This window comes from Desulfopila sp. IMCC35008 (genome assembly GCF_010646885.2).
Taxonomy (GTDB): domain Bacteria; phylum Desulfobacterota; class Desulfobulbia; order Desulfobulbales; family Desulfocapsaceae; genus Desulfopila.
This window is the reverse complement of the sequence record NZ_CP050700.1, coordinates 1340926-1363459: the sequence shown is the minus strand read 5'-3', so window position 1 is coordinate 1363459 and position 22534 is coordinate 1340926. Positions and strand designations below refer to the sequence as shown.

General features: G+C 48.9%; 17 protein-coding genes. 8 read left to right on the top strand and 9 right to left on the bottom strand.

Translation table 11 applies throughout. The annotated features are described in order from the left end of the window. The first annotated feature begins 278 nt into the window (after positions 1–278). The 5 genes from GA520_RS06195 to trpB all read left to right on the top strand — a co-directional run bounded on the left by GA520_RS06195 (position 279) and on the right by trpB (position 7240). Positions 279–2234: a cache domain-containing protein gene (locus GA520_RS06195; protein WP_163339066.1), complete on the top strand. Its 1956-nt coding sequence runs from the start codon at positions 279–281 to the stop codon at positions 2232–2234. Further along, positions 2231–3640, top strand: a complete 1410-nt coding sequence (locus GA520_RS06190) for a sigma-54 dependent transcriptional regulator (RefSeq protein ID WP_163339067.1) — start codon at positions 2231–2233, stop codon at positions 3638–3640. Before GA520_RS06195 ends, GA520_RS06190 begins: the two co-directional genes overlap by 4 nt. 285 nt (positions 3641–3925) lie before the next feature. After that, positions 3926–4537 carry an acetate uptake transporter family protein gene (locus GA520_RS06185; protein ID WP_163339068.1) on the top strand — a complete coding sequence of 204 codons (612 nt, stop codon included), beginning with the start codon at positions 3926–3928 and terminating at the stop codon, positions 4535–4537. A gap of 405 nt (positions 4538–4942) precedes the next feature. Beyond that, positions 4943–5476, top strand: a complete 534-nt coding sequence (locus tag GA520_RS06180; RefSeq protein WP_163339069.1) for a tetratricopeptide repeat protein — start codon at positions 4943–4945, stop codon at positions 5474–5476. Between the two features lie 528 nt (positions 5477–6004). Beyond that, positions 6005–7240, top strand: a complete 1236-nt coding sequence (gene trpB, locus GA520_RS06175) for a tryptophan synthase subunit beta (RefSeq protein ID WP_163339070.1) — start codon at positions 6005–6007, stop codon at positions 7238–7240. A 107-nt stretch (positions 7241–7347) separates the two neighbouring features. On the opposite strand, the gene GA520_RS06170 is transcribed toward trpB, so the two are convergent. The 4 genes from GA520_RS06170 to GA520_RS06155 form a co-directional block, all read right to left on the bottom strand. Continuing rightward, entirely contained in the window at positions 7348–8589 is a 1242-nt protein-coding gene (locus GA520_RS06170) for an ABC transporter permease (protein ID WP_163339071.1), read from the bottom strand. Continuing rightward, the gene (locus tag GA520_RS06165) at positions 8571–9263 is read right to left on the bottom strand and encodes an ABC transporter ATP-binding protein (protein WP_163339072.1); all 693 of its coding nucleotides are present in this window, start codon (positions 9261–9263) and stop codon (positions 8571–8573) included. Before GA520_RS06165 ends, GA520_RS06170 begins: the two co-directional genes overlap by 19 nt. 77 nt (positions 9264–9340) lie before the next feature. After that, entirely contained in the window at positions 9341–10783 is a 1443-nt protein-coding gene (locus tag GA520_RS06160; protein ID WP_163339073.1) for an efflux RND transporter periplasmic adaptor subunit, read from the bottom strand. Further along, on the bottom strand, positions 10784–12208 hold the full coding sequence (locus GA520_RS06155; RefSeq protein ID WP_163339074.1) for a TolC family protein: 1425 nt from the start codon (positions 12206–12208) through the stop codon (positions 10784–10786). It abuts the gene before it with no gap. Positions 12209–12504: 296 nt separating this feature from the next. Here GA520_RS06155 and GA520_RS06150 point away from each other — a divergent pair, with 296 nt between their 5' ends. Together GA520_RS06150 and GA520_RS06145 are read left to right on the top strand one after the other, a co-directional pair. Then, positions 12505–12918, top strand: a complete 414-nt coding sequence (locus tag GA520_RS06150) for a hypothetical protein (RefSeq protein ID WP_163339075.1) — start codon at positions 12505–12507, stop codon at positions 12916–12918. A gap of 35 nt (positions 12919–12953) precedes the next feature. Next, positions 12954–15494 (top strand): glycoside hydrolase domain-containing protein, encoded by a 2541-nt coding sequence (locus GA520_RS06145; RefSeq protein WP_163339076.1) that lies wholly within the window; start codon positions 12954–12956, stop codon positions 15492–15494. A gap of 19 nt (positions 15495–15513) precedes the next feature. Here the strand turns inward: GA520_RS06145 and GA520_RS06140 are convergent, their stop codons facing one another. The 5 genes from GA520_RS06140 to GA520_RS06120 form a co-directional block, all read right to left on the bottom strand. Further along, entirely contained in the window at positions 15514–16770 is a 1257-nt protein-coding gene (locus GA520_RS06140) for a (Fe-S)-binding protein (RefSeq protein WP_163339077.1), read from the bottom strand. Then, on the bottom strand, positions 16767–18188 hold the full coding sequence (locus GA520_RS06135) for an FAD-binding oxidoreductase (protein WP_163339078.1): 1422 nt from the start codon (positions 18186–18188) through the stop codon (positions 16767–16769). The genes GA520_RS06140 and GA520_RS06135 overlap by 4 nt, the downstream gene beginning before the upstream one ends. 243 nt (positions 18189–18431) lie before the next feature. Next, positions 18432–19286 (bottom strand): prephenate dehydratase, encoded by an 855-nt coding sequence (locus GA520_RS06130; RefSeq protein WP_163339079.1) that lies wholly within the window; start codon positions 19284–19286, stop codon positions 18432–18434. A gap of 22 nt (positions 19287–19308) precedes the next feature. Further along, positions 19309–20559 carry an NAD(P)/FAD-dependent oxidoreductase gene (locus GA520_RS06125; protein WP_163339080.1) on the bottom strand — a complete coding sequence of 417 codons (1251 nt, stop codon included), beginning with the start codon at positions 20557–20559 and terminating at the stop codon, positions 19309–19311. Beyond that, complete coding sequence (locus GA520_RS06120) at positions 20556–21125, bottom strand: M48 family metallopeptidase (protein ID WP_163339081.1); 570 nt, start codon at positions 21123–21125, stop codon at positions 20556–20558. Before GA520_RS06120 ends, GA520_RS06125 begins: the two co-directional genes overlap by 4 nt. A 175-nt stretch (positions 21126–21300) precedes the next feature. Between GA520_RS06120 and GA520_RS06115 the strand changes: the two genes are divergently transcribed. Next, the gene (locus GA520_RS06115) at positions 21301–22512 is read left to right on the top strand and encodes a sigma-70 family RNA polymerase sigma factor (protein WP_163339082.1); all 1212 of its coding nucleotides are present in this window, start codon (positions 21301–21303) and stop codon (positions 22510–22512) included. Positions 22513–22534: the final 22 nt, after the last annotated feature.

Here is a 22534-nt window from a genome sequence, read left to right as displayed (position 1 = left end):
GTTACTGTAACATTGTTACTCGTAGCTCTGTATATCAAATTAAGTTTATAAAATATGCAATAATTACTTATTGTTCTGAATCATTAAACTATTAATGTTATGATGGAAAAACGCAATCACAACCCATACTTTTCTCATTCAATACAAACCGTTAAACCCCTATTCACTTTTCCTGTATGTATAGATCAGATTTTTTGTATCTCCTGACTGCCGGAAAGGATATATAAAGCTGTATCAACATAGTTAAATAGCGTTTTCGTCTGCAGGTGAAATAAAAAATGATATCTCAGGCCAAAAAGGAACAGGTAACAAAACCGAACATGGAGCATGCCTCACCATCCAGGTTTCCACGAGTTCATTTCCCGCAAACCCCACCGGTGAAGATATTACTGCCCGTTTTGCTCTCCATGTTCCTTTTCATCATTACCTTTTTCGGTTTTATTCTTCCTAAAGTAGAAGATCACCTGATGGACCGAAAGCGTGAAATGATCCACGCCCTCAGTGAATCTGCTATTAGTTCAGTCACCTACTACGCCCATCTTGCCGACCAGGGGTCAATCAGTACTGACAATGCCAAGAAACAGGCCGCTGACCACCTCAGAAGTTTACGTTACGGTCCTGACAACAAAGACTACTTCTGGATCAACGATACCCATCCGCGCATGATTATGCATCCATACCGCCCGGATCTTGAAGGAAAGGATGTCACCGATGAGAAAGACCCGGCAGGAAAGAAACTTTTCCAGGCCTTTCTGGCTACAGTCAAGGAGACCGGTGCCGGTTTTGTCAACTACCACTGGCAGTGGCAGGACGACCCGACAAGAATTTTTTCCAAAATCTCCTATGTCCAGGAATATGCCCCCTGGCACTGGATTATCGGCACCGGTGTTTATGTTGAGGATATTCATAGCCAGATAACCTCCATCACCAGGAACATGACCTTTATCTTCCTGGGAATACTTGCTGTCATAGCTCTCTTGTCCGTCTATATATTATGGCAGGGTGCTTCAGTGGAAAACAGACGCCGGGAGATAGAGATCTCGCTGATAAAAAGCGAAAACAGGTACAGGTTGCTCACTGAAACAGCCAGGGAAATGATCCTTGTCGTTGACGAAAACCTGAGAATCACCTTTGCCAATACCGCATTTTATAAAAAATGCGGCTATTCCATCCGGACTATCCAGTTTCGCCCCATATTCGACATCATACCAGACACTGACAAGCACACCCTTAAAAGCAGGCTTAGTGAAGAAAGCAGTGAAGAAAACGACTCATCCTTTCTTGAGCTCTCCTTTATCAAGGAAGACTCTGCCTCGCTCCCTATAGAGGCCACTTTTGCGGTTATGGATACCCCTGCGGGCCTCCGCTCCCTCCTCATGACAGCACGGGATATTTCAGATAAAAAGAAAGCTGAAGCTGAGGCCAAACTGAGGCAGGAGCAACTAATGCAAACGGATAAAATGGTTGCTCTCGGGACCCTGGTGGCCGGTGTCGCCCATGAGATCAATAATCCAATCTCATCGGTCATGCTGAACCTCCAGGTTTATGAACGATTCTGGGACAGCAGCCGTCCCGTTCTCGATGACTATCACCGTAAATTCGGCGATTTTGAAGTAGGTGGCATGACCTACCCCCAGCTCCGTGATCGCATGCCGAAACTTCTACACTTCTCCCAGGAGGGTGTGAGCCGGGTTCGACGTATCGTTGGCGACCTTAAGGAATTTGCCCGACAACGACCTTCCGAACAACAGGAAGCAGTAAACCTTAACGAGGTAGTACGCACCTCAGTCGGCCTGCTCTCCAGCCTTATTAATAAGGCAACATCCAGTTTTGAAGTGTGCTACGACGAAAACCTGCCGACCTTGCTCGGCAACAGCCAACGACTGGAACAGGTGGTTATCAACCTCATCATGAACGGCTGTCAGGCCCTTATGGACCGTGACCAGCTACTCAGCGTATCAACCTATTATATTGAGGAATCGGAAGAAATCATCCTTGAAGTCAGTGATCATGGCAAAGGTATGGAAGCCGATCTTCTCGAACGGATCAAGGATCCTTTTTTTACGACCAAACGAGAAAGCAGCGGAACAGGTCTGGGGCTCGCGATTTCCGATACAATTATACGGAACCATAGCGGTTGGCTCCATTTCAAGTCGACTCCAGGCAGTGGCACAACTGCTACCGTTCGATTACCGCGCTACAGACATGATGAAATTGCAGGAAGAATGATATGACTCAACAAACAATTCCCCACGACCCAATCCTGGTTATCGACGATGAAGAATCGATACTCCTCTCCATAGATACCATCCTGCAAATGTCAGGATACAACAATATACTCACATGCAGTGAAAGCAGGCAGGCCCTGGCCATTATCGAACAGCGATTACCAAGCACTATCCTGCTCGACCTTAATATGCCGCATATCAGCGGTGAAGAAATAATCGAAGGCATAGCCGCCCGACATCCCCACATCCCCATTATCGTCATTACCGGTAAAATTGACGCCGAAACAGCGGTGGAGTGTATGAAGACAGGGGCCTTTGATTATATTGTTAAACCTGTAGAGGAAGAGCGCCTGCTTGAGGCCGTTGAAAAAGCGCAGGCGGCCGTGCAAGCTGCATCAGGTGATCGCGGCAGCTATGAGGCGAATACAGTCAAACTCTTTCACCCAGAGTTGTTTGAGGAAATTATCACCCAGTGTAAAGAGATGATTGCCATCTTTGAATATATCGAGTCTGTCGGCAAAACAGATCAACCGGTGCTCATCCAGGGAGACACCGGTACCGGCAAAGAACTTATTGCCCGCTCTATTCATCGGGTCAGTGGGCGTAAAGGTGAGTTTGTGGCAGTTAATGTAGCTGGCCTTGATGACAATGTCTTTTCAGATACTCTCTTTGGCCATGTCAAGGGAGCTTACACCGGCGCTGAGGCCTCCAGGGCCGGACTCATTGAAAGGGCCTCCGGCGGCACACTCTTTCTTGACGAAATCGGGGATCTCAGCCCGGCATCACAGGTCAAGCTGCTACGCCTCCTGCAGGAAGGTGAATACATCCCTCTGGGCCAGGACAAGATCTCGTTTAGCAATGCCCGCATTGTCACTTCAACCCATGTCGAGTTATGGCAGCAACGACAAGAAGGAACCTTCCGCCAGGATCTTCATTACAGGCTGGCAACACACCGCATTCAGGTGCCGCCTCTCAATAAAAGAAAAGAGGATTTACCGCTTCTCATACACCATTTTGTAACCAGTGCCGCTGATGCTTTAAAAAAGCAGGCACCTTCACTGCCTCCTGAGTTGCTTCACCAGTTATCGACGTATCACTTCCCAGGCAATGTCCGGGAGCTCCAGGCTATGGTTTTCGATGCTGTTGCCCAACACAAGAACGGTACTCTTTCCATGGCCGTATTCCGCGAACATATGGCTCGCTCAAGATCCACCACAGAAGCAACACAAGATATTGATAATACAGGTCTCCCCTTTCGATACGCAGACCCCTTGCCAAGTATAAAACAGGCAACAACTATGCTCATTGAAGAAGCCTTGCGCCGGGCTGGCAACAACCAGTCCATCGCAGCCTCAATGCTGGGCATTTCCCAGCAAGCTCTTTCGAAGAGGTTAAAAAGCCAACATAAATAGGCACCTCAAGGGCCTACAATAAAAGTTGTAGCGACAATTTTGGTTGTGTCCACTATCTGGTTGTTAAATCGTTCTTTTGATATTAATCCGTCAATTACCACAACTTTAGTTGTAGCTCGTTACTCTCAAACAATAACATGTTTATTGATTTAATTTTAGTATGTTACGACCTTTTTATCTTCATGGCACAAACCTTGCTTTACCAATTGGCATAACCCATGTTCGTCCACCACTAACCAAACGAAAGAACAACCAACATTCCATTTTTAACCCAGGAGGAAGATAATGGCAGATTCGAAAGTAGCACTTGGAAATCCCGCGGTAGTCGGTCTTGCAGGTTTTGGTTTAACGACTCTGATACTCCAGTTTCACAATCTCGGACTGTGCGGCCTCGGCCCAATCGTAGCCCTCGGACTGATTTTTGGTGGTCTCGCCCAATTGATCGCAGGCTATCAGGAATTCAAGGTCGGAAATAACTTTGGTTACAGTGCTTTTGTTTCGTACGGTGCATTCTGGATAGCGCTCGCCATTATTCTTTTAATGAATAAATACGACGTTTATAAATCAAGCGGAACCGATGTTGGATATTTCCTCGTTGCCTGGACACTCTATACAGTTATCCTGTGGTTTGCCGCTCTGCGGATCCATGGAGCAATGGCTTCAACATTCACCCTGCTCTTAATTGGTTTTATCCTTCTTGATCTCGCCCATTTCGGTTATCCGGCGATGACCAAGGTTGCCGCTTATGTTCTTATCGCCTGTGCCTTAAACGCCTGGTACATGATGGCCCATGTCATCTATCTGCAGATCTTTGGCCGCGACGTTCTTCCTGTCGGTAAGCCATGGATCGACCCAAAACCGGTTCAGGAAGCCCAGCTGCAAACTGAAGCGAGCTGAGACACCTCGGTTAGCTTTCAGTAACAGGAAATCCCGAAAGAATGCTGCCCACCATTCTTTCGGGATTTTTTATTCCCAAAAAATATTTTCCCCGTTTTTCTGACAATAACACTCACCAAACAAATCCTTCCAGGAATTCTTTCTCACGGTAGTACCACCATACTCCCTGCTGTTTTGAGCACGGGAACAACATACGACAGCAATATAAACCACTGCACGACCATCGACTCGAAGGCGAGGTGTTTGAACCATCTCAGCTGGGGACACTAAAAACTTGCGTTTTCCAACCAATAGGTATATATACCTATTTCTATCATATTTAATTGAAAATCTGAACAGTTGGCTAACTAGCAGGATTGAAACGGAGCAACAACTTCATAACACCGCTACTCCGGAGAATGCACCTTGACCCAATCAATTATCTATCGAATCCTGCCGGCATTAGCATTCCTCCTTGTTGTCTTCATCGAAACATCTTTTGCCTCTAATACCTGTGATCCCCGACTCGTACATCGTGCCAAAACCGGTGATGTCAACGCCCAGAGTTATATTGCTCATATCTACAGCTCAGGGAAAACAGGAGAACAGGATTATAAAAAAGCGAGATACTGGTACCAGAAGGTAGCAACCCACAAGACAGCAGACGCCAAGATCAAGGGTCACGCCAACCTTTTGCTTGGACTGATGTACAACAGCGGTAAGGGGGGAACCCAGAACTATGAGCAGGCAATGAAATGCTTTCGCACCGCTGCAAAACAAGGGTACTATGACGCCCATATCTCCATCGGAAATATGTATGCCCAGGGACAGGGAGTGAAGAAGGATTACGAAAAAGCACTCTTTTGGTGGAAACTAGCCGCTGAGAATGGTCACCCCAAAGCTCCGAAACTGGTGTACCTGATGCAAAAAGAGATGGGTCAAACCAAAAAATCCGGCTAAAATTCTGCAGTTCCACAGGCATATTTTTTCACCATTCTTTTGATATGCATGATAGTGACTGGTTCTATTCATCTAATATCAGGTAAATTGTGCCATCCCTCCTTTCCCCTGTTCCCCATTTTCAACTCACCTGCCCCGAAGACAGATCAATAAATTCCCAGTTATGTGTTGCAGTATTCAGAACATACAATTATTTTCATGGTTTCTTGTATGAGGCACTTACTCTTTGATTCTCACATTACCGTTGTAAATTAATTATTGAGGTTGCCACGAGAATTACTTTCATCTCCCTTTGTGAGAGCACATATAACTGGTTCCAGGAGGTTGTCCAAGAATAGACATTTTTTCTCAGATCGAGGCATTTGAGAAATATATGCTCAGGTATATACCTGATATTCCAGGTGTTATTTTCACAAAATAACGAAGATCCAGGGAGAAAAGGTATTCCTGGACAGCCTCCTTGATTATCAATGATAATGGACACGCCATTATTATAATAACACGATCCTAAGCAGGAAAGAGGTTATCATGACAAAAGATTTTTCCAGGTACCCAGCTCAATATCCCGACTCCACAGGACATTTCGGCGATTACGGAGGATCTTATATTCCGCCGGAACTCCAGGAAGAAATGGATAAAATCACCGAAGCCTACCTCACCATAAGTAAGACACATCGCTTTATCGAGGAACTGCGCTCTATCCGTAAACACTATCAGGGACGACCAACCCCGGTATACCACGCAGACCGTCTTTCCCAAATGTGCGGTGGTGCCCAGATCTACCTGAAACGGGAAGACCTTAACCACACCGGCGCTCATAAACTGAATCATTGCATGGGTGAGGGATTGCTCGCCAAACATATGGGCAAAAAGAAATTAATTGCTGAAACAGGGGCCGGACAGCACGGTGTTGCCCTTGCTACCGCTGCCGCCTATTTTGGACTTGAGTGTGAAATCCACATGGGTGAGGTTGATATCGCCAAGGAAGCGCCCAATGTCATACGTATGAAACTCCTTGGAGCGACGGTGGTGCCTGTTTCATTTGGCTTAAAAACACTAAAGGAAGCTGTTGATTCTGCTTTCCAGGCCTATTTACAGGATCCGATCAATTCGATCTACTGCATCGGCTCGGTGGTTGGCCCGCATCCATTCCCCATGATGGTTCGTGACTTTCAGCATGTTGTCGGTGTTGAATCACGGGAACAATTCCTGGATATGACCGGTTGCCTGCCCGATGCGGTTTGCGCCTGTGTCGGAGGCGGAAGTAACGCGATGGGCATTTTTTCAGGTTTTATGAACGATCCGGTAAAACTCGTCGGCATTGAACCCGGTGGACGCTCTTTGAACCTCGGGGACCATGCGGCAACCGCTGCCTTTGGCAAACCAGGACTCATTCATGGTTTCAAGTGCTATCTGCTGCAGGATGAAAATGGTGAACCCGCGCCAGTTTACTCCATCGCCAGTGGACTGGATTATCCCGGTGTCGGTCCGGAGCACAGCGCCCTGAAGGATGAGGGCCGGATCAGCTATGAAATAATCAATGATATAGAGACTCTTGATGGTTTTTATACGTTAAGCAGGATTGAGGGAATTATCCCAGCCCTCGAAAGTGCCCATGCGGTAGCCTACTCCATGAAGCTGGCACAGGAGATGAAACACGGCTCTATCCTGATAAACCTGAGCGGCCGTGGTGATAAAGATCTCGACTTCGTCACGGAGACGTATGGCTTTAATATTGAGGAAGCGAAGAAGAGCCTCGTATAAAAAAGTTGTCTGACGACGTTACGTCACGCCCCCTACCTACTTTTCCGGATGAACTGAACATCTCTGCTCCTGCTCAGTTCATCCGGAATCTTTGCCTTAAGGGAACCTCAGGACTCTCTGAGGGCTACGGCCGGGTCAAGCCCGGCAGCACGCATTGCTGGATGCAGCCCGAAAACCAGGCCGGTCAGGACGGCTGCAAGTGGTGCAATAAACAGCGCAGTTGCAGAAAATGCCACTTCCCACCCCGCATACCTCTGGATTCCGTACGCAACAAGGAGCCCTCCCGCTGTTCCCCAGACCCCACCGGAAAGAGTCAAAAGTATAGAGTTCCAGAGGTAATACCAGACAATACGCATTCTGTCCGCACCCAAGGACATCCTTAAACCAATTTCCCTGGTCTGTTCGGAGATATTAGCAAGCATAACATTCATCACACCAATGCCGCCGACGAGCAATGAGAGTCCTGCTATAGCCCCCATTATGAGGGAGAAGAGACGCTGACTTTCACGCGCCTCACGCAGGAGGCTGACGGGAATTACCAACCGAAAATCTTCCACCTGCCTGTGGCGGGACAGGAGTTGCTTATAAACCGAGGAGCCCACCTTCAGCACCATATCCTCGCTGGCGTTTTGGAGAGTTATTACCAAGCCATCCAGCAGTCTTTGTCCTGAAACCACACGTCCATAACCCACGGCACTCTGCGGCATGAAAACACTCTTGTCAAAATCAAGCGCCGATAACCCGGTACCCTCTGTCAAAAGGCTCCCCCGTTCTTGTAATACACCAATGACGGGGCCTGCAAAATCACCGACTTTCAGAATCGCCCCTTGATGGAGCGAAAGATTTTTAGCTACAGTTGCACCAACAATGAAATAGGGTCTGGCCGTCTGCTCGTCATAGGAGGTAATAGGCCGTCCCCACTCGAAAAGCAGTTTTTCGGCAGTAAACCATTCCCAGGATACACCGAATAACGTAACAGACGCCGTGGCGGTATCGGATGCTACAACAACGTTGTCCTGCCTGATATAAGAACCTATTTTACCCCTGTCACCAAACCAGGAACGCAACCGGTCAGCATCTTCAAATGTTAATCCGATAGAGAGATTTGCGAGACTCTCTTGTTCCGACCTGGCTGCCGAAGTGGCATCTTCAATGCGCAAGGTATCAGTCCCAAGAGAGGAGATCTTGGCAAGTGCCTTTCGTTTGGCTCCTTCACTAATTGACAACATGGCGATGAGAGCAGTAACACCAATCCCAATCCCAAGGCTGGAAAGAAGCGAACGCAACGGTCGACGCCGCAACCCTTTTAACGCGTCAAGAATATCCAGTGTCAATTGCCTGTAATGCATCGGCCCTTTTCCACCAAACGTGATTTTCGCAAAACAAGTTGCGAGCTGCCAAACTGTATAGCGTCGTTATCGTGGGTAACCATGATAACACTTCTGCCCATTTCGGTCTGTTCTCTCAGCATTTTCAGAATTTTCTCAGCATTCATCGCATCCAGGCTCCCGGTCGGTTCATCGGCAAATATGATCTCCGGCTCCCTGGCCAGGGCCCTGGCAAAAACCACCCTCTGCATCTCCCCCCCGGAGAGGGTAGAGGGATACCTGTCCGTCAGATCTGAAAGCCCAACATATTCGAGCAACTCCAGACAACGGTCTGTAACAGCATCCTGATCGCACCACTCACCATAATGAAAAGGGAGCTTCACGTTCTCCAGCACGGTCTTGTCCGCCAGCAAATGAGGTGTCTGGTAAATAAAGCCAAAGGCTTTATTTCGCAATAGTGCAGCCTCCCTGTTTCCTAATGTCTCCAGACCGCGCCCATGAAAACAGACCGATCCTGTACTCGGTTTATCAAAACCGCTCAGCAGGTTCAAGAGCGTTGACTTTCCGGAACCGCTGGGCCCGGTAATAACAAGGAATGCCCCGGCCGATACCGATAATGTTACAGTATCGAGAGCCTGAACCTGTCTTTCACCAATAACAAAATGGCGACTTATTTTTTCTGCTGTCAGGATCATCTTTTCCAGCTGAAGAAATCCCGGGAATTGAGTATGCGGGATCGATAATAAATGGTCTTTTAGGGGTACGTGCTTTATCAGTAGAGTGTGGGATTAACAAGATCCCCTTCTTTCAGACCCGACAGGACCTCAACACGATCAACTCCGCGTGCACCAAGCTCCACCTGAATCAGCTCAACTGCCCCCTGGTAATGCCTTTCAACCATGGTTCTCCCTTCTTTCATCATCACTGCTCCTACCGGGACAGTCAATCCATCGACCACTGAGTGATAGGTTATTGCCGCAGTGGCGGACATGCCGACATGGATATTGTCACTCTTTTCAAGCAACTTGATTCGGGCGTAAAATCTGCGAATGTTGCTGTTCTTGCCATCGTCCTCGGCAAGCGAGGCAATCACCTCCACAACGCCGGAAAACCTGGTACCGGGAAAGGCGTCAAGTTCAACGCTGGCTGGCATCCCTTCCGCAATCTTGGCCACATCAATCTCCCGGATCTGTACTTCAACTATCAACTGAGAGGTATCTGGAACTTCCAGAAATGTCTGCCCCACCCAGACTGAATCACCAATCTGGATTTTTCTCCGTCCCGTTTCACGCGGCAGCACGGAGTAGAGTAGAATACCGTCAGCTGGAGCTTTAACTTCACAGTTTTCCAGGTCCTTTTCCGCTTTTTTTCTCACAGCCTCGCGGTTGGCGACATTTCGTCTGGACTTCTCTACCTGCACCCTCTTATTCTGGATCTTCAGCTCTGCTGTCACCTTAACCCGCTGCAATTCACTACTGGCACCATTGACCAGCAACTCCGCCTCGCGAATCATCTTGGGCCATTTATAGGTATCAAAATTGTATAATTCTTCCCTGGCCACGTTCAACTGCTCGCGGGCCGTCTCCAATTCGTCAGACGCCTTGTCCCGCTCCCGAAGAGAAGCATGTCCGCGCTTAAGAAGCACTTCCATATCTTCATAATTGCTTTTTGCCAATCGAAAGCCACGCTCGGCCTTCTTCACCCTCTGTTCCACCTGTTTTCTCTCAAGTGGACCGGCCCCTTCTTTGATGTTCTGGGCATCAATCCCGGCAATCTCAACTTTTCGCTCAGCTTCTTCTATCCGCCCTGCCTCCTCTTCCTGCTGCATTAGCAACAGCTTCTGGGCAGCAATCAGTGTCGCCTGGGCGTCACCACTGTCCCGCTCCGCCCTTGAGAGTTCATCGAGAAACGGTTTGGTATCAAACCTGGCCACTACATCACCCTCTTTGACAACACTTCCCTCCTTGATCATCCAGACTATTTTTGCCTGGTTACTGCTCACCTGTGATTTAATGGGCGAAATTTTGGCGGGCCGTACAATTCCCCGCTCGGTGATACCAACCTCAAATGATTCACGAACAACTTTTACAGGTGCAACTCCAGATTTTTCATTGGGTTCATCGGAGACGTTCATCATCACCAGGACAGAAACAACCACCAACCCGATGAGAGCCAACGACAACCAGCCGTACGTTTTTTGTAAATTAGCCAACATTTACAGTGTTTCCTCCTGACTGATCGACATGCGAAGCCAATCCGTATTGAGTATACCCATCACACTGGCGAGACTGATAGCCGCATTATTGTAGGAGACAAGCGAGCGCATTATGGAAAGTTCGGCATCCGAGTATGCGGCCTCCGCGTCGATCACATCGAGATTATCACTGAGCCCCTTTTCATAACGAATCTGGGCCAGCTCCAAAGCCAATTTGGCCTGTTCAAGACGACGAATACTCAATTGATGCTTTCTCTCCATCACCTGCAAATCGGCCAGTCCATCCCGTAATTCGCGGGAGATCTGTCGCCTTAACGCCTCCCCTTCCCTGCGCAGCTTTGACAACTCCATTTTTTTTCGTAACAACGCCGATTCCTCACTAAAGGTATCAAGCGATGACCTCATCTCAAGTTGCAGCGACCAGTTGGTCTCATCAAGTACGGCAGCATCTTCAATTGAATCACCCTCCCCCCTTTGCTCAACTGTAAAACTGAGCCCGACATCAGGCATCAGGTTGCGATCGACCTGGTATTTCTCTCGCTTCGAGATCTGGGTTCGCATTAAATACTCCTGCCAGTCGAGCCGGTTATCGAAAATAACCTCATCTACAGATTCGGTATCAGGTATGACGGGTATAATCTTCGATATTTCCTTCTGCCACGAAAGATCATCCTGCATGGATAGACGCAACAACTCCCGGAAATCATCAATTGCCCTTTCCCGCTGCCGGGTTCTCACCTGCAATTCGTTCTCCGCGGTGAGCATGGCGAGCTCCGCCCGGTACACATCCACCTTCGAGACAAGTCCGACTGATTGCCTTGAAGCAGCCGAATCCAGATGCTCCTTACTTCGATTCAGAGCTTCCCTGGATTTGATCAACAATTGATCCTCCAGCACCATTGTGTAATACTTTTTGGCAGTAGACATGATAAGTTGCTGCATCTGCTTGGCTGCAGACAGTTTTTTTTGCCGGTCCCTCAGCTCGGCGACATCCAGATCAGTCCGGTTATATTCTTTACCCCAGCGCCGGAACAATCCCTGAGACACCCGTACATAAGCCCGGGCCACATGACTGTTTTCAACTACGTAATTCGAGTCTTCATCCACCCTGTCACCCACCAGCCCGTAACTGATGGAAGCCCCTGTCTCGATCTCCTTTCGAAGTTCAAGTCCCAGTTTCTGGGAACCGGTCCCCTGGGTAAAACCGATGGACGTGAGCGGAACAATCTTGGTATCGAAAGTATGCTCGGCACTCTCAATATCCATCTGACTGAGCGTCATTGAATCACGTATATCATACGCGACATCACTTTGACGCAAGGCTGTATCTACAAAGTCGAGGAGTTCATGTTCTGTACCACTTTGCCCCGTTTCGGGGACAACTAACAAGACAACAACAGCTATAAGTAAAAGATATTTTTTCATAGTTTTGATCAGTATATTGACTTCTTCCGATAAACAGCATCAACCCGAAACAGGTAACAGTATTCCGCTGAAAAATAAAGGTGAAACCTGCACCGGTTCCTGAATATAGCGTAGAAAACAGACCAGCCTCAACCGTATCCTGATGAAAGCACCCCGATTATCATTGTTTCAGCCACCTGGATCATGGTATAAAACGTAACATACTAACACTACTACACGATTCTTTATAAACCGTACGAAGGAGTGTGTCGAAGAATTGGTATTTTGGCTCAGATCAAGACAATTGCAGAAAATCTTTGAAAAAGTTACTTACAGTCATCATCATGCTGGTTATTGTCTTTTTTTACCGGCAGGAATTGCAACAATACATCCACGCCTTCTTTTCGTCTGAAGAGGAACCTTTTGAATGGGTCCGCTTTAGAAGCGAGAATCTGTATCCACAACTGCCGACGATGGATTTCATGTCGGCGATAAATACATTACAGCACTTTGAACAGGACCTTGAGCACGAACTGGCAAAACTGGAAAAACAGGATGAGGCGGACTCACAAACCTCCCGAAGACGCCTGGAATGCGAACTTGCTGTGATCTACAGGCACACAGCCTCCCTGTACCTGCAGCAGGGAGACGATGAAAACTACATGGTCTTTCTACAGAAAACCCAGGACCAGGTTCAATTATGCAGTAACTTAAAGGATTCAGGAATGTAGTCAATAAGTCTTCCACTTTCCTGCTCAACAACTCAATGAGACATTTACGACAATTCCTCGCCTTCCATCGACTGGTTTTCCTTGTTCTCCTGGCTGTAAAACCAGCCAGTACCACGGAACTTGAGAAAATGACCTTCCGAATGGAGCAATCTTCCGATGAAGGTCAAATATGGATTGCACCGCCTGCCGAAAAAATATTCAGAGATGCCCCGGTTCCTTCCGACTCAGGTTCAGCCATCCGGATTTATTGTGCAAAAAACGAGTTCGAACCGTTCCAGGTTATCCTAAAGCCTTCTGCCTCAGGCAGTTTTATTGTCACCATGGGCACCTTCGGCTCCGGTATCAAGACAGAATTATCAGTCGTCAAATATGTCAACATCAGCACAGTTACCGACTATTTCGGCAGAACAGGGCTGAACCCTGACCCGCTATGGCCCATTGAGAACGGTGACAGCATCCCTGTCACTACAAACCAAAACACCTCTTTCTGGGTCAATGTTTACGTACCGAAGACAACCCCTGCCGGTGATTACACTACAACGATCACCATTGGTACGGTCTCGATCCCCATCCATCTTCACGTCTTCGACTTCATGCTGCCGGAAGAACTGCATGTCAAATCGCAGATGAACATCAACCACAACACTATCCTTACCCATTATGGTGTAGAAGGGACCAATGACGATTACTGGCTCTACGTCGACAAGATCAAACAATTTCTTATTGACCATCGACTTACCCCAAAATCTGTACTCTGGTCTGGTGGTATCACCTCAACCGGCGGCGGTCCTTATATCAATTATGATTGTAACGGAACCTTCACAGATAATGATGGGATATGGGGTTTTGAACAGCCTGCGGCACGATTTCTGGACGGCAGCGGCTTGATGTCAGGTCACTTTGAGTCACCGTTTAACGGTGATACCGGGTTTCCATCGTTTATGGCCGCAACGTTTCAAAATAATGACGCCTCGTCGGATCAGCGCCCATCCCCCTTCTGCGGACAAACACGAAGTGCGGGGGACTGGTATACCGCCAACAACCCGAACTCCGCCTACAACACGAAGTGGTTTGAATATATCACCGCCCTCCAGAATTATCTGCAAAGTCTCAATTACCTGGACGAAGCCTACTATTATATGGCCAATGAACCGCAGGATCAGGCAGATTACGATGCGGTAGCCTGGTATTCACAGGAGTTGAAAAATGTGGCTCCAAACCTCAAGCTGATGGTTTCGGAAGAGCCCAAACCAGAGATATACAACCACCCGGCCTTTAGCGGATCAAAGATCGATATCTGGCTGGCACACTTCGGTCTTCAATTTAATCCGGCAGTCTCCTGGGATCGGTTAACAAACCATAATGAGGAAAGCTGGATCTATTTCCTGCATGGTACCCGACTGCCGCGGTTCAACCCGATAACCATCGATCATCCGGGAATCGAGGGTAAACTTACAGGCTGGTTCCTCTGGAAATACCGGTTAAGCGGCATTGCCTACTACCAGTTTAACACCTGGACGCCCAATCCCTGGACAACACCGATGGACTATGGACAAAACGGGAATCGTTTCCTTATGTATCCGCCATCTGAGAACAGTTCACCTATCTCTTACGGTTCGAACAACCATCGTTTTGTCTCCTCTATCCGTCTTGAGATGTTGCGGGACGGACTTGAAGACTATGAGTATATGTACCTCTTGAACAACTCCCAGGCACCCTATCCCGGGGTGACAAACCAGGCGGATTCCCTGGCAGACAAGGTTATCGGGGATACAGTTGCCTATAGCCGGGACAGCGCATTTATCTATAACCTGCGTAAGGTTATAGGCCAGAAACTTGGCGGAGAGATTGCAACTATTCCCAACCTGACTCCATCCAGTGTTCATCCGCGCTCGGAAGGTGCACCGGAAGATTATTATATCAACTTCCAGAACCCGACCGGTGAACCTACCGCCACCCCCCTCATCGTCAATGGGAACACCTATATGAAGATTGGGAACAGTGAGTATAACACCACCGACGGGTATGGCTGGATACCAGCGGCGGAAGTACCGGATTCAGGCTTCTATGCCCACTGGGACCAATGGATCGACCCACAACCAAAGGAATTGCTGGGAAGTTCAGTTATAGACAGTTGGGGTCGCCACGACGTCTTTGAATTTGACCTGCCAAACGGTACCTATAACGTCACGGCTGTTGCCGGCTCACGGAGTACACCGCGATATCAGAACATCTCCATCGAAGGCGTGGTCTTCATGGAAGACGAGGAGACCAGCAACAGCTGGATAACCCGGACAAAACAGGTAACTGTCCGGGACAGGAAACTGACCATGGTTATGGGGAAATATGAGAAGATCGGCTATATCAACTATCTCGATATCGAAGCGGCAGAGGTTGCCGGAGATGTTGATTGCGACGGAGATGCCGATCTTCAGGATGTCATCGCCATACTCCGGATCACAACCGGTGAACAACCAGATATGAGCAACTGCACCAGCCTGCCGACAGATATAAACAGCGATTCACGCATCGGGATCGCAGAGGCAATATGGCTGCTGGACAATTTATCGCAATAACCCCTGACAAAAGGACAGCTTACCGCAACGCTTCCGCAACCAGATCCAGCAGATGAACAGCTTTTACCGGCAGACCGGCATGATTGATACTGTCCTGCAGCTGCATGATACAACCAGGGCAGCCGGTGACGATCTGCTCCGCACCGCTCTCTTTTAGACCGGGCATCTTGCGGGCTCCGATCTCCTTTGAGGTATCATAATGGTAGACTGAAAATGTGCCCCCCAGGCCGCAACAGGCAGAGCTATATTCCATCTCGACAAAATCGACATTGGGCAGGGAGCGCAATAATTCACGGGGTTCCCTGGTAATCCCCTGGACTTTCAAATGGCATGGATCGTGATAGGTAACCCGGGTACGTTGCTCCTTCTTTTCCATGGCGGTCAATGTCTCAAACAATCCCTGCTCTTTCAGGAAAACGCTGAAATCGACGACCTTGTTGGTGAAATCGTCATGATCACCTTTCATGGTGTGGTAATATTCCCCGATACCGCCGTTGCAGGAAGCACAGGCCGTAACGATATGACTCACCTCACGCTCCTTGAAGGCGGTCATGTTGGTATCGGAAAGCTCCTCCACCAAATCTCCGTTTCCGGATGAAAGAGCCGGAATACCGCAGCACTGCTGACCTTTTGGGGTATATACCGAAAAGCCCATACGATTGAGAATCTGAACCATCTTCTCACCGATCTCCGGATACATATAGGTGATTGCACAGCCGGCAAAAAAGCCGATAATCGGCTTATCCGGTTCCCCTTCGACGAACTCGGGGATCCGGTTAAACAGGTTCTTAAAAGCGATGGGGGGCACGGTCCGACCTTTCATGCCCGGCGCTTGAAACAGGCGCAACCGTAACCCGCTGGTTTCTGGTAGTTTTTTGAGGATCAGCGGGGAAAACATCGCCCCACCCTTGCTCAGCGTCTTCATCAGCGCCTTTGAGCCGATCACTGTCGAAACCCCTTTACCAATCCAGGAGAGACCCTGTTTATCTGCAAACTCCCTGCGTACAGCGCCCACTATCTCGTGAGTGGGAACTTTGTTCGGGCACTTGGAAACACAGGACCCGCACATCAAACACATGGACATGTCCTGTTGCAATCGTTCTTCCAGGCCGGTTTCACCATCGAGCAGTGCCGCTGCCAGGGTAATCTTACCACGTGCTACCGCACCTTCTTTTTTGGTTGCTATATAGGCCGGGCAGTGGGCCTGGCATACTCCACATTTGACGCACTCCCGGATAATCTCTTCAAAATCATGTAATGACTTATTCCTGCTCATTGTCCTGCCTGCCTTTCTGTTCCTGTCTCCGGATAGTGCTCAAGGAAAATCTTGCCTGGGTTCAGGATGTTGTTCGGATCCCAGACTTTTTTAATTCGCTGCATATAATCGATAGTGGTCCGGTCATACTCCATATTCATGAACCTGGCCTTGGAAGTGCCGATACCATGTTCGCCCGAAATAGCCCCTCGTAAGTCGACCGCCGCCTGAAATATCCTGGCCATGAGTTCTTCCACCTTTTCCTCCATGCCCTCGACAGCAAGGTCGACCATCGCGTTGACATGGATGTTTCCGTCCCCGGCATGACCGAAATTGACGATTGGGACACCATACTCTTCTGACAACGCTTCAAGGGCACGAATCATATCAGGCACCTTGGAGCGGGGTACAACAATATCCTCATTAAACTTGTCCGGGTTCACCTTCCTCAGACTCGGACTCACAATACGACGTACCTGCCAGATCTCTTCCGACTCTTCATGGGTTTCCGCAATACGGGTATCAAGAATGCCGAAAGGTTCGATAACAGATAGGATTTTAGCTGCCTGCCGGCCCAGAACATCCTGCTCGCCATCCACCTCGATGATAAGTATTGCTTTACACTCTTCGGCTATCGGGATTGTGGAGACATCGCGTATGCAGCCAATAGTTGCTGCATCCATAAATTCGAGAGTGGTCGGAATGATCTTGGCTCCCACAATGGCCGACACAGACTGGGCCGCACCATCAATAGTGGTAAACTGCACCAACATCGTTTTCTTGGCTTCCGGTTTTGGTAAAAGCTTGACAATAATCTTTGTCACAATACCAAGTGTCCCTTCCGACCCCACAAATAGTTTGGTCAGGTCATAGCCGACTACGTTCTTCAGGGTCTCGCCGCCTGTTGTCAGAACCTCGCCTGCGGGGGTCACAACCTCAAGACCCATTATGTAGTCCTTGGTTACTCCGTATTTTACACAGCGTGGTCCACCTGCACATTCTGCCACGTTACCGCCCATGGTACTAAACTCCTTTGAGGCGGGATCTGGAGGATAAAAGAGTCCCAGTTTTTCAACCTGCCTCTGCAGCTCTGCCGTGACAACACCCGGCTCCACAACCGCCACCAGGTTTTCCGTGTCGATATCAAGGATCGAATCCATCCGGGTTAAGACGAGAACAATCCCACCGTGAATCGGCAAAGTGCCACCGGTAAAACCGGAGCCGGCTCCCCGTGGTAACACGGGTATCCTGTTCTCGTTGGCAAGTTTCATAACATCACTCACCTGACCGGTGTTCTCCGCATAGACCACGATATCAGGCAGGTGTTTCTGCTGCGTGGCATCATATGAATGGGTTATCCTGTCTGCTGTGGAAACTGAGATATTCTGGACTCCCACTATCTTTTGAAGATTTTCAACTATTTGCGTTTGTATATTCATTTCTATTGATCACTTCCGGCTTGCATGACCGGTATCCGGCATTCTTCCCCGTAATATCTATTTATGCAGCTCGTTTCCAACTCCTCTTGCGAAAACCGAGCCACAGAACAGCTCAATCATCACTTCTTACGATAGTCACATGTCATCAGTACGCCATACTCAAAATACATTACCAGGACACCGGCAAGTTCTTGCCACTATCTGGTTGATCGACAGGCATATTTATGCCTGTAATTTGGAGAATCAGGAATGACCAAGAATCCTGAAGTTATGGACAGGATAGGTACCCAGCAGGACAACGCGTTTGGCAAAAAAATTGAGTTCCTCAAAGGCCAGCTGCAGTGATCTCTCATCAACATGGCCTTCTACATCAGCGTAAAAGCGGGCGACGTTAAAGTGTTCATCCACATACGATTCCAACTTCACCATCTGCACCCCGTTGGTGGCAAACCCTCCTAGTGCTTTATAAAGAGCGGCGGGGATGTTCCGAACCTCAAAGACAAAGCTTGTTATATAACGGTGCAGCCGTTCCCGCTCGGGGATATCGTTGTTTCTAGAAAAAACCAGAAATCGGGTAGTATTGTGGTTTGCATCCTGGATATCTCTTTCAAGAATTTCCAGACCATAAATCCCCGCTGCCAGCTCTGAGCCGATCGCCGCCTGGGTCGCATCCCCCCATTTTTTCACATCCGATGCCCCCTTGGCTGTATCTGCCACCACATGGCGGTCTAACCCATGCTTATCGATAAACAGTTTACATTGCGGAATGGCGTGCACATGGCTGTGAACATCGGTCAACTCTTCCATTTTGGCACCTGGCAGACCGAGCAGACAGTGACGAATCAGTTGAAAATGCTCACCGATAATAAAAAGGTCACCATTGGGAATGAGCCTGTGCACGTCGGCCACACGCCCTGCAAGTGTGTTGTCGACAGGGATCATCGCCAGGTCGGCTTCTTTGTTGCGAACGGCGCGAAACGCCGCGTCAAAAGAGACGCACGGCACTGTTTCCAACTCCGGGTATGCCTCCCGACAGGCGAGATCTGAATAGGCCCCTGCCATCCCCTGAAAGGCAATTGTCTTATATTTATTTTCCATTATTATTTTCCTTCAACATATATTACAGGACGCGGGCAGCAGCCTGCCCTGCAACCCAGCCGGTACTGAACGCCGCCTGCAGATTATAGCCGCCTGTATCGGCCTGAATGTCTAAAAGTTCACCGGCAATATATAACCCTTTCACACGTTTCGATTCCATAGTTTTCGGGTTCACTTCAGAAGTTTTTACTCCTCCCGCAGTTACGATCGCTTCTTCCCATGAGCCGTGCCCGATGATGTCAAAACGTAAATCCTTCAACCAGGTGCGCAGTCGCTTCCGCAGCTTAGCCGATAATTGACCTGCAATCTGCTCGGGAGCGATTTCCACCTCGCGCAGGCAATAGGGAACCATTTTCTGGGGCAACAATCCCCTCAGCACACTCTCCATCGGCTCTTTTGCTCGTGATTCGAGATCCCGCAACAGCCGCGCATCAAGTTTTCGATCATCAAGAGCTGGTTTCAAATCCAAATGAACCGCAACACGCTGTTTCTCCCGTATCGCATCCACCGCAAGAGTACTGAGTGTCAGGATTATAGGTCCGCCGATACCGGTTCCGGAAAATGTCAGCTCACCAAAAGCCTGGGCTTTACGACTCCCATTAATATAGAGTCTGGCCGAAATATTCCTCAGGTTCAGCTTGGCCAGCCCCCGAACCTGCTCTTTTGCCGTCTTGAGTGACACGAGGGCTGGCCTTGGAGCAATAACTGTATGCCCGCACTGTTCAGCAAGACGATATCCGTCTCCTGTTGAACCGGTCCGCGGATAGCTTCTGCCGCCCGTGGCGAGAATCACCTGCCGGGCAGAATATTCGCGTCCCCCTGCAACCACTCCACGAATTTCAGAATCATGAATCAATAACCGGGAAACCCTTTCACCTGTGTGAAATTCGACACCACAATCTTTCGCCCAATCAATAAGTACCCGTGCCACCGCCGGGGCATCATTAGCCGCAGGGAATATACGCCCCCCTCTCTCATGCTGGACAGGGAGCCCGCGAGACTGAAAAAAATCAACGAGTTCTCCTGAAAAGAACTGCTGAAAGGACTGGCGCAGGAATTTACCGGACTTTCCGAAGTGGGACATAAACTCAACAAGTTCTGCACTGTTCGAGAGGTTACACCTCCCTTTCCCGGTGATGCGGATCTTTCTGGCCGGAGTCTCCATTTTTTCCAGCAAAAGCACCTTACGACCCGAAGCTGCGGCTGTTCCGGCCGCCATAAGTCCTGCAGCACCGCCGCCAATAACAATCACTTGTCCACTTTCATCTTTCATATGGGTGCAATCCTGTATCGTTTCAATTCCGCAGCCCGTCGGGAGGCCCCGGGAAGAATGTTTTCAAGTGCTGTCCAAAAGCTGGGGGAGTGGTTTTTTATCCGGGTGTGGAGCAGCTCATGAAGCAATACATACTCAATCAGTGAATCCGGCAGCAGGATAAGCTGCCTGTTGAGACTTATATTGTCTCTGCCCGAACAACTCCCCCACCGTGTTTTCTGGTTACGAAACGTCACCTTGTTATAAGAAAATCCGTGAATAGCAGCCAGCTCGGCGAGTCGTGTTGAGAGCAACTGCTCGGCTGCGCCTTCATCAACCTTCACGGCCCGGCTTGCGGCCTTTTCCAGCTCAGCCTCAACTTCCTGCAGGTCATGAATTTTCTGTCTGATCCAATCGGCTTTCTCAAGAACAAACTGCTCCGCGTCCGTCATTGAAAACAGTGGTGGGACAGCCACACGTATCCCCTTGAAAGGGCGAATGGATATATTCATTCGTGTGGCCCGCCTGCTTTTTTCAAAGCGGACAGGGCCAATAGCGGCAATTTCTTTTGTAACGGATTGTGTCACCGAACTTCAAACTCCGGGGCTGGCTCAATATTATGCGCGATAAAACCATGCAATACACACGAACTTCTTTCTTGTCACTATTTTATTTTGGTTTCTCTGTCGATAACATATACAATCAACTAAAAAAGTTGATGCAGAAGTTTCATCATGAACAGAATTCCCATATTTCATCTATATGAAAGAACAAAAAGCGTACAAGCTTCCTGGTCTCAATGTCATAGATCTTCTTTACACAACCCCTTCAGGCATCCCTTTTAGCCGGAGAGTAAAAAGATTGCAGCTCGGTGGCCCCCTGGAAGCGAAAGTCCTGCACTGCCACGAGGAATCCGTGGCGGTGCCCTACCGGGAAATAGCGGACAATCTTCTCTCCAGGGAAGACGAGGAGGAACTGGCAAACGAAGTTCTCTACTATCGCCATAAATTTACCCGTTGTCTGATCAAATCGCGAGAATTCAGACAGGCGGCGCTCACTGTCATCCAGAATATTTACCTGTTCCAGAACCGGCACATTTTTTTTACCCCAGAGGAAAACCCAGCTCTGGAAAGGCAGCAGGCGCTAGAACTGTTTTCATCACCGGCGGCTGCACAGAATCTACCACTATCGAAGACACTTCGTCATTTGGTGCTCGCCCGGATCTGGAAGCGGATCATCGGCAATACCGACACGGATTTTTTTCATGATCCGGCTCTGCTGGAGCTTCACTCCGTTGTCGAAAACCTCAACTGCCTGCGTAATATCTATGTCCTGTTTTCAACCCGCCTTATCCGAAGACTTGCCAGAAGGGTCAATCCTCTCTATAAACAATCAATCACCTACGAAGATGCGCTGCAGATAGGCACCTTTGGCGTGGCCAAGGCCGCCTATCGTTACCACCAGTCCAGTGGCGTACGATTCTCCACCTACGCTGCGGACTGGGTCGCAAGGGAGATTCAACAACAGGCCTTAAGCGGTCGCCTTATCCGGATCTCCTCAAATGTAGTTGAGCAATATGCAAAAGCAAAGAAACTAAATGATGCAGGTCTCCTGGCCCACTATGGGCCAAGCTTAGCGGATGCCTCGACGATACTCGATGATAGCCGCGATTCGGGCCATGCTTCCGCACCAACCATTCCTCTTCATTATCCGGGGCCAGGAAACATTGTCGAAACACGGCAACAACACGAATTACTGGTAGCAGTGATCGACGCCAAACTGTCGCTGCGCAGTGCCAATATCCTGAAAAGAAGATACGGCCTCCCGCCGTTTGAGAACAATCCCCAATCCGCTGTCGAAATTGCCGAACTCTATGGTCTTACACGGGGCAGGGTCTATCAGCTGGAACAGGAAGCATTCAAGGTAATCAGGAAGGCCCTGCTGGCAGAAACCAGAGCCCCCCTCCCCCTTTGAATGAGCATTTTTTTTCTACCTT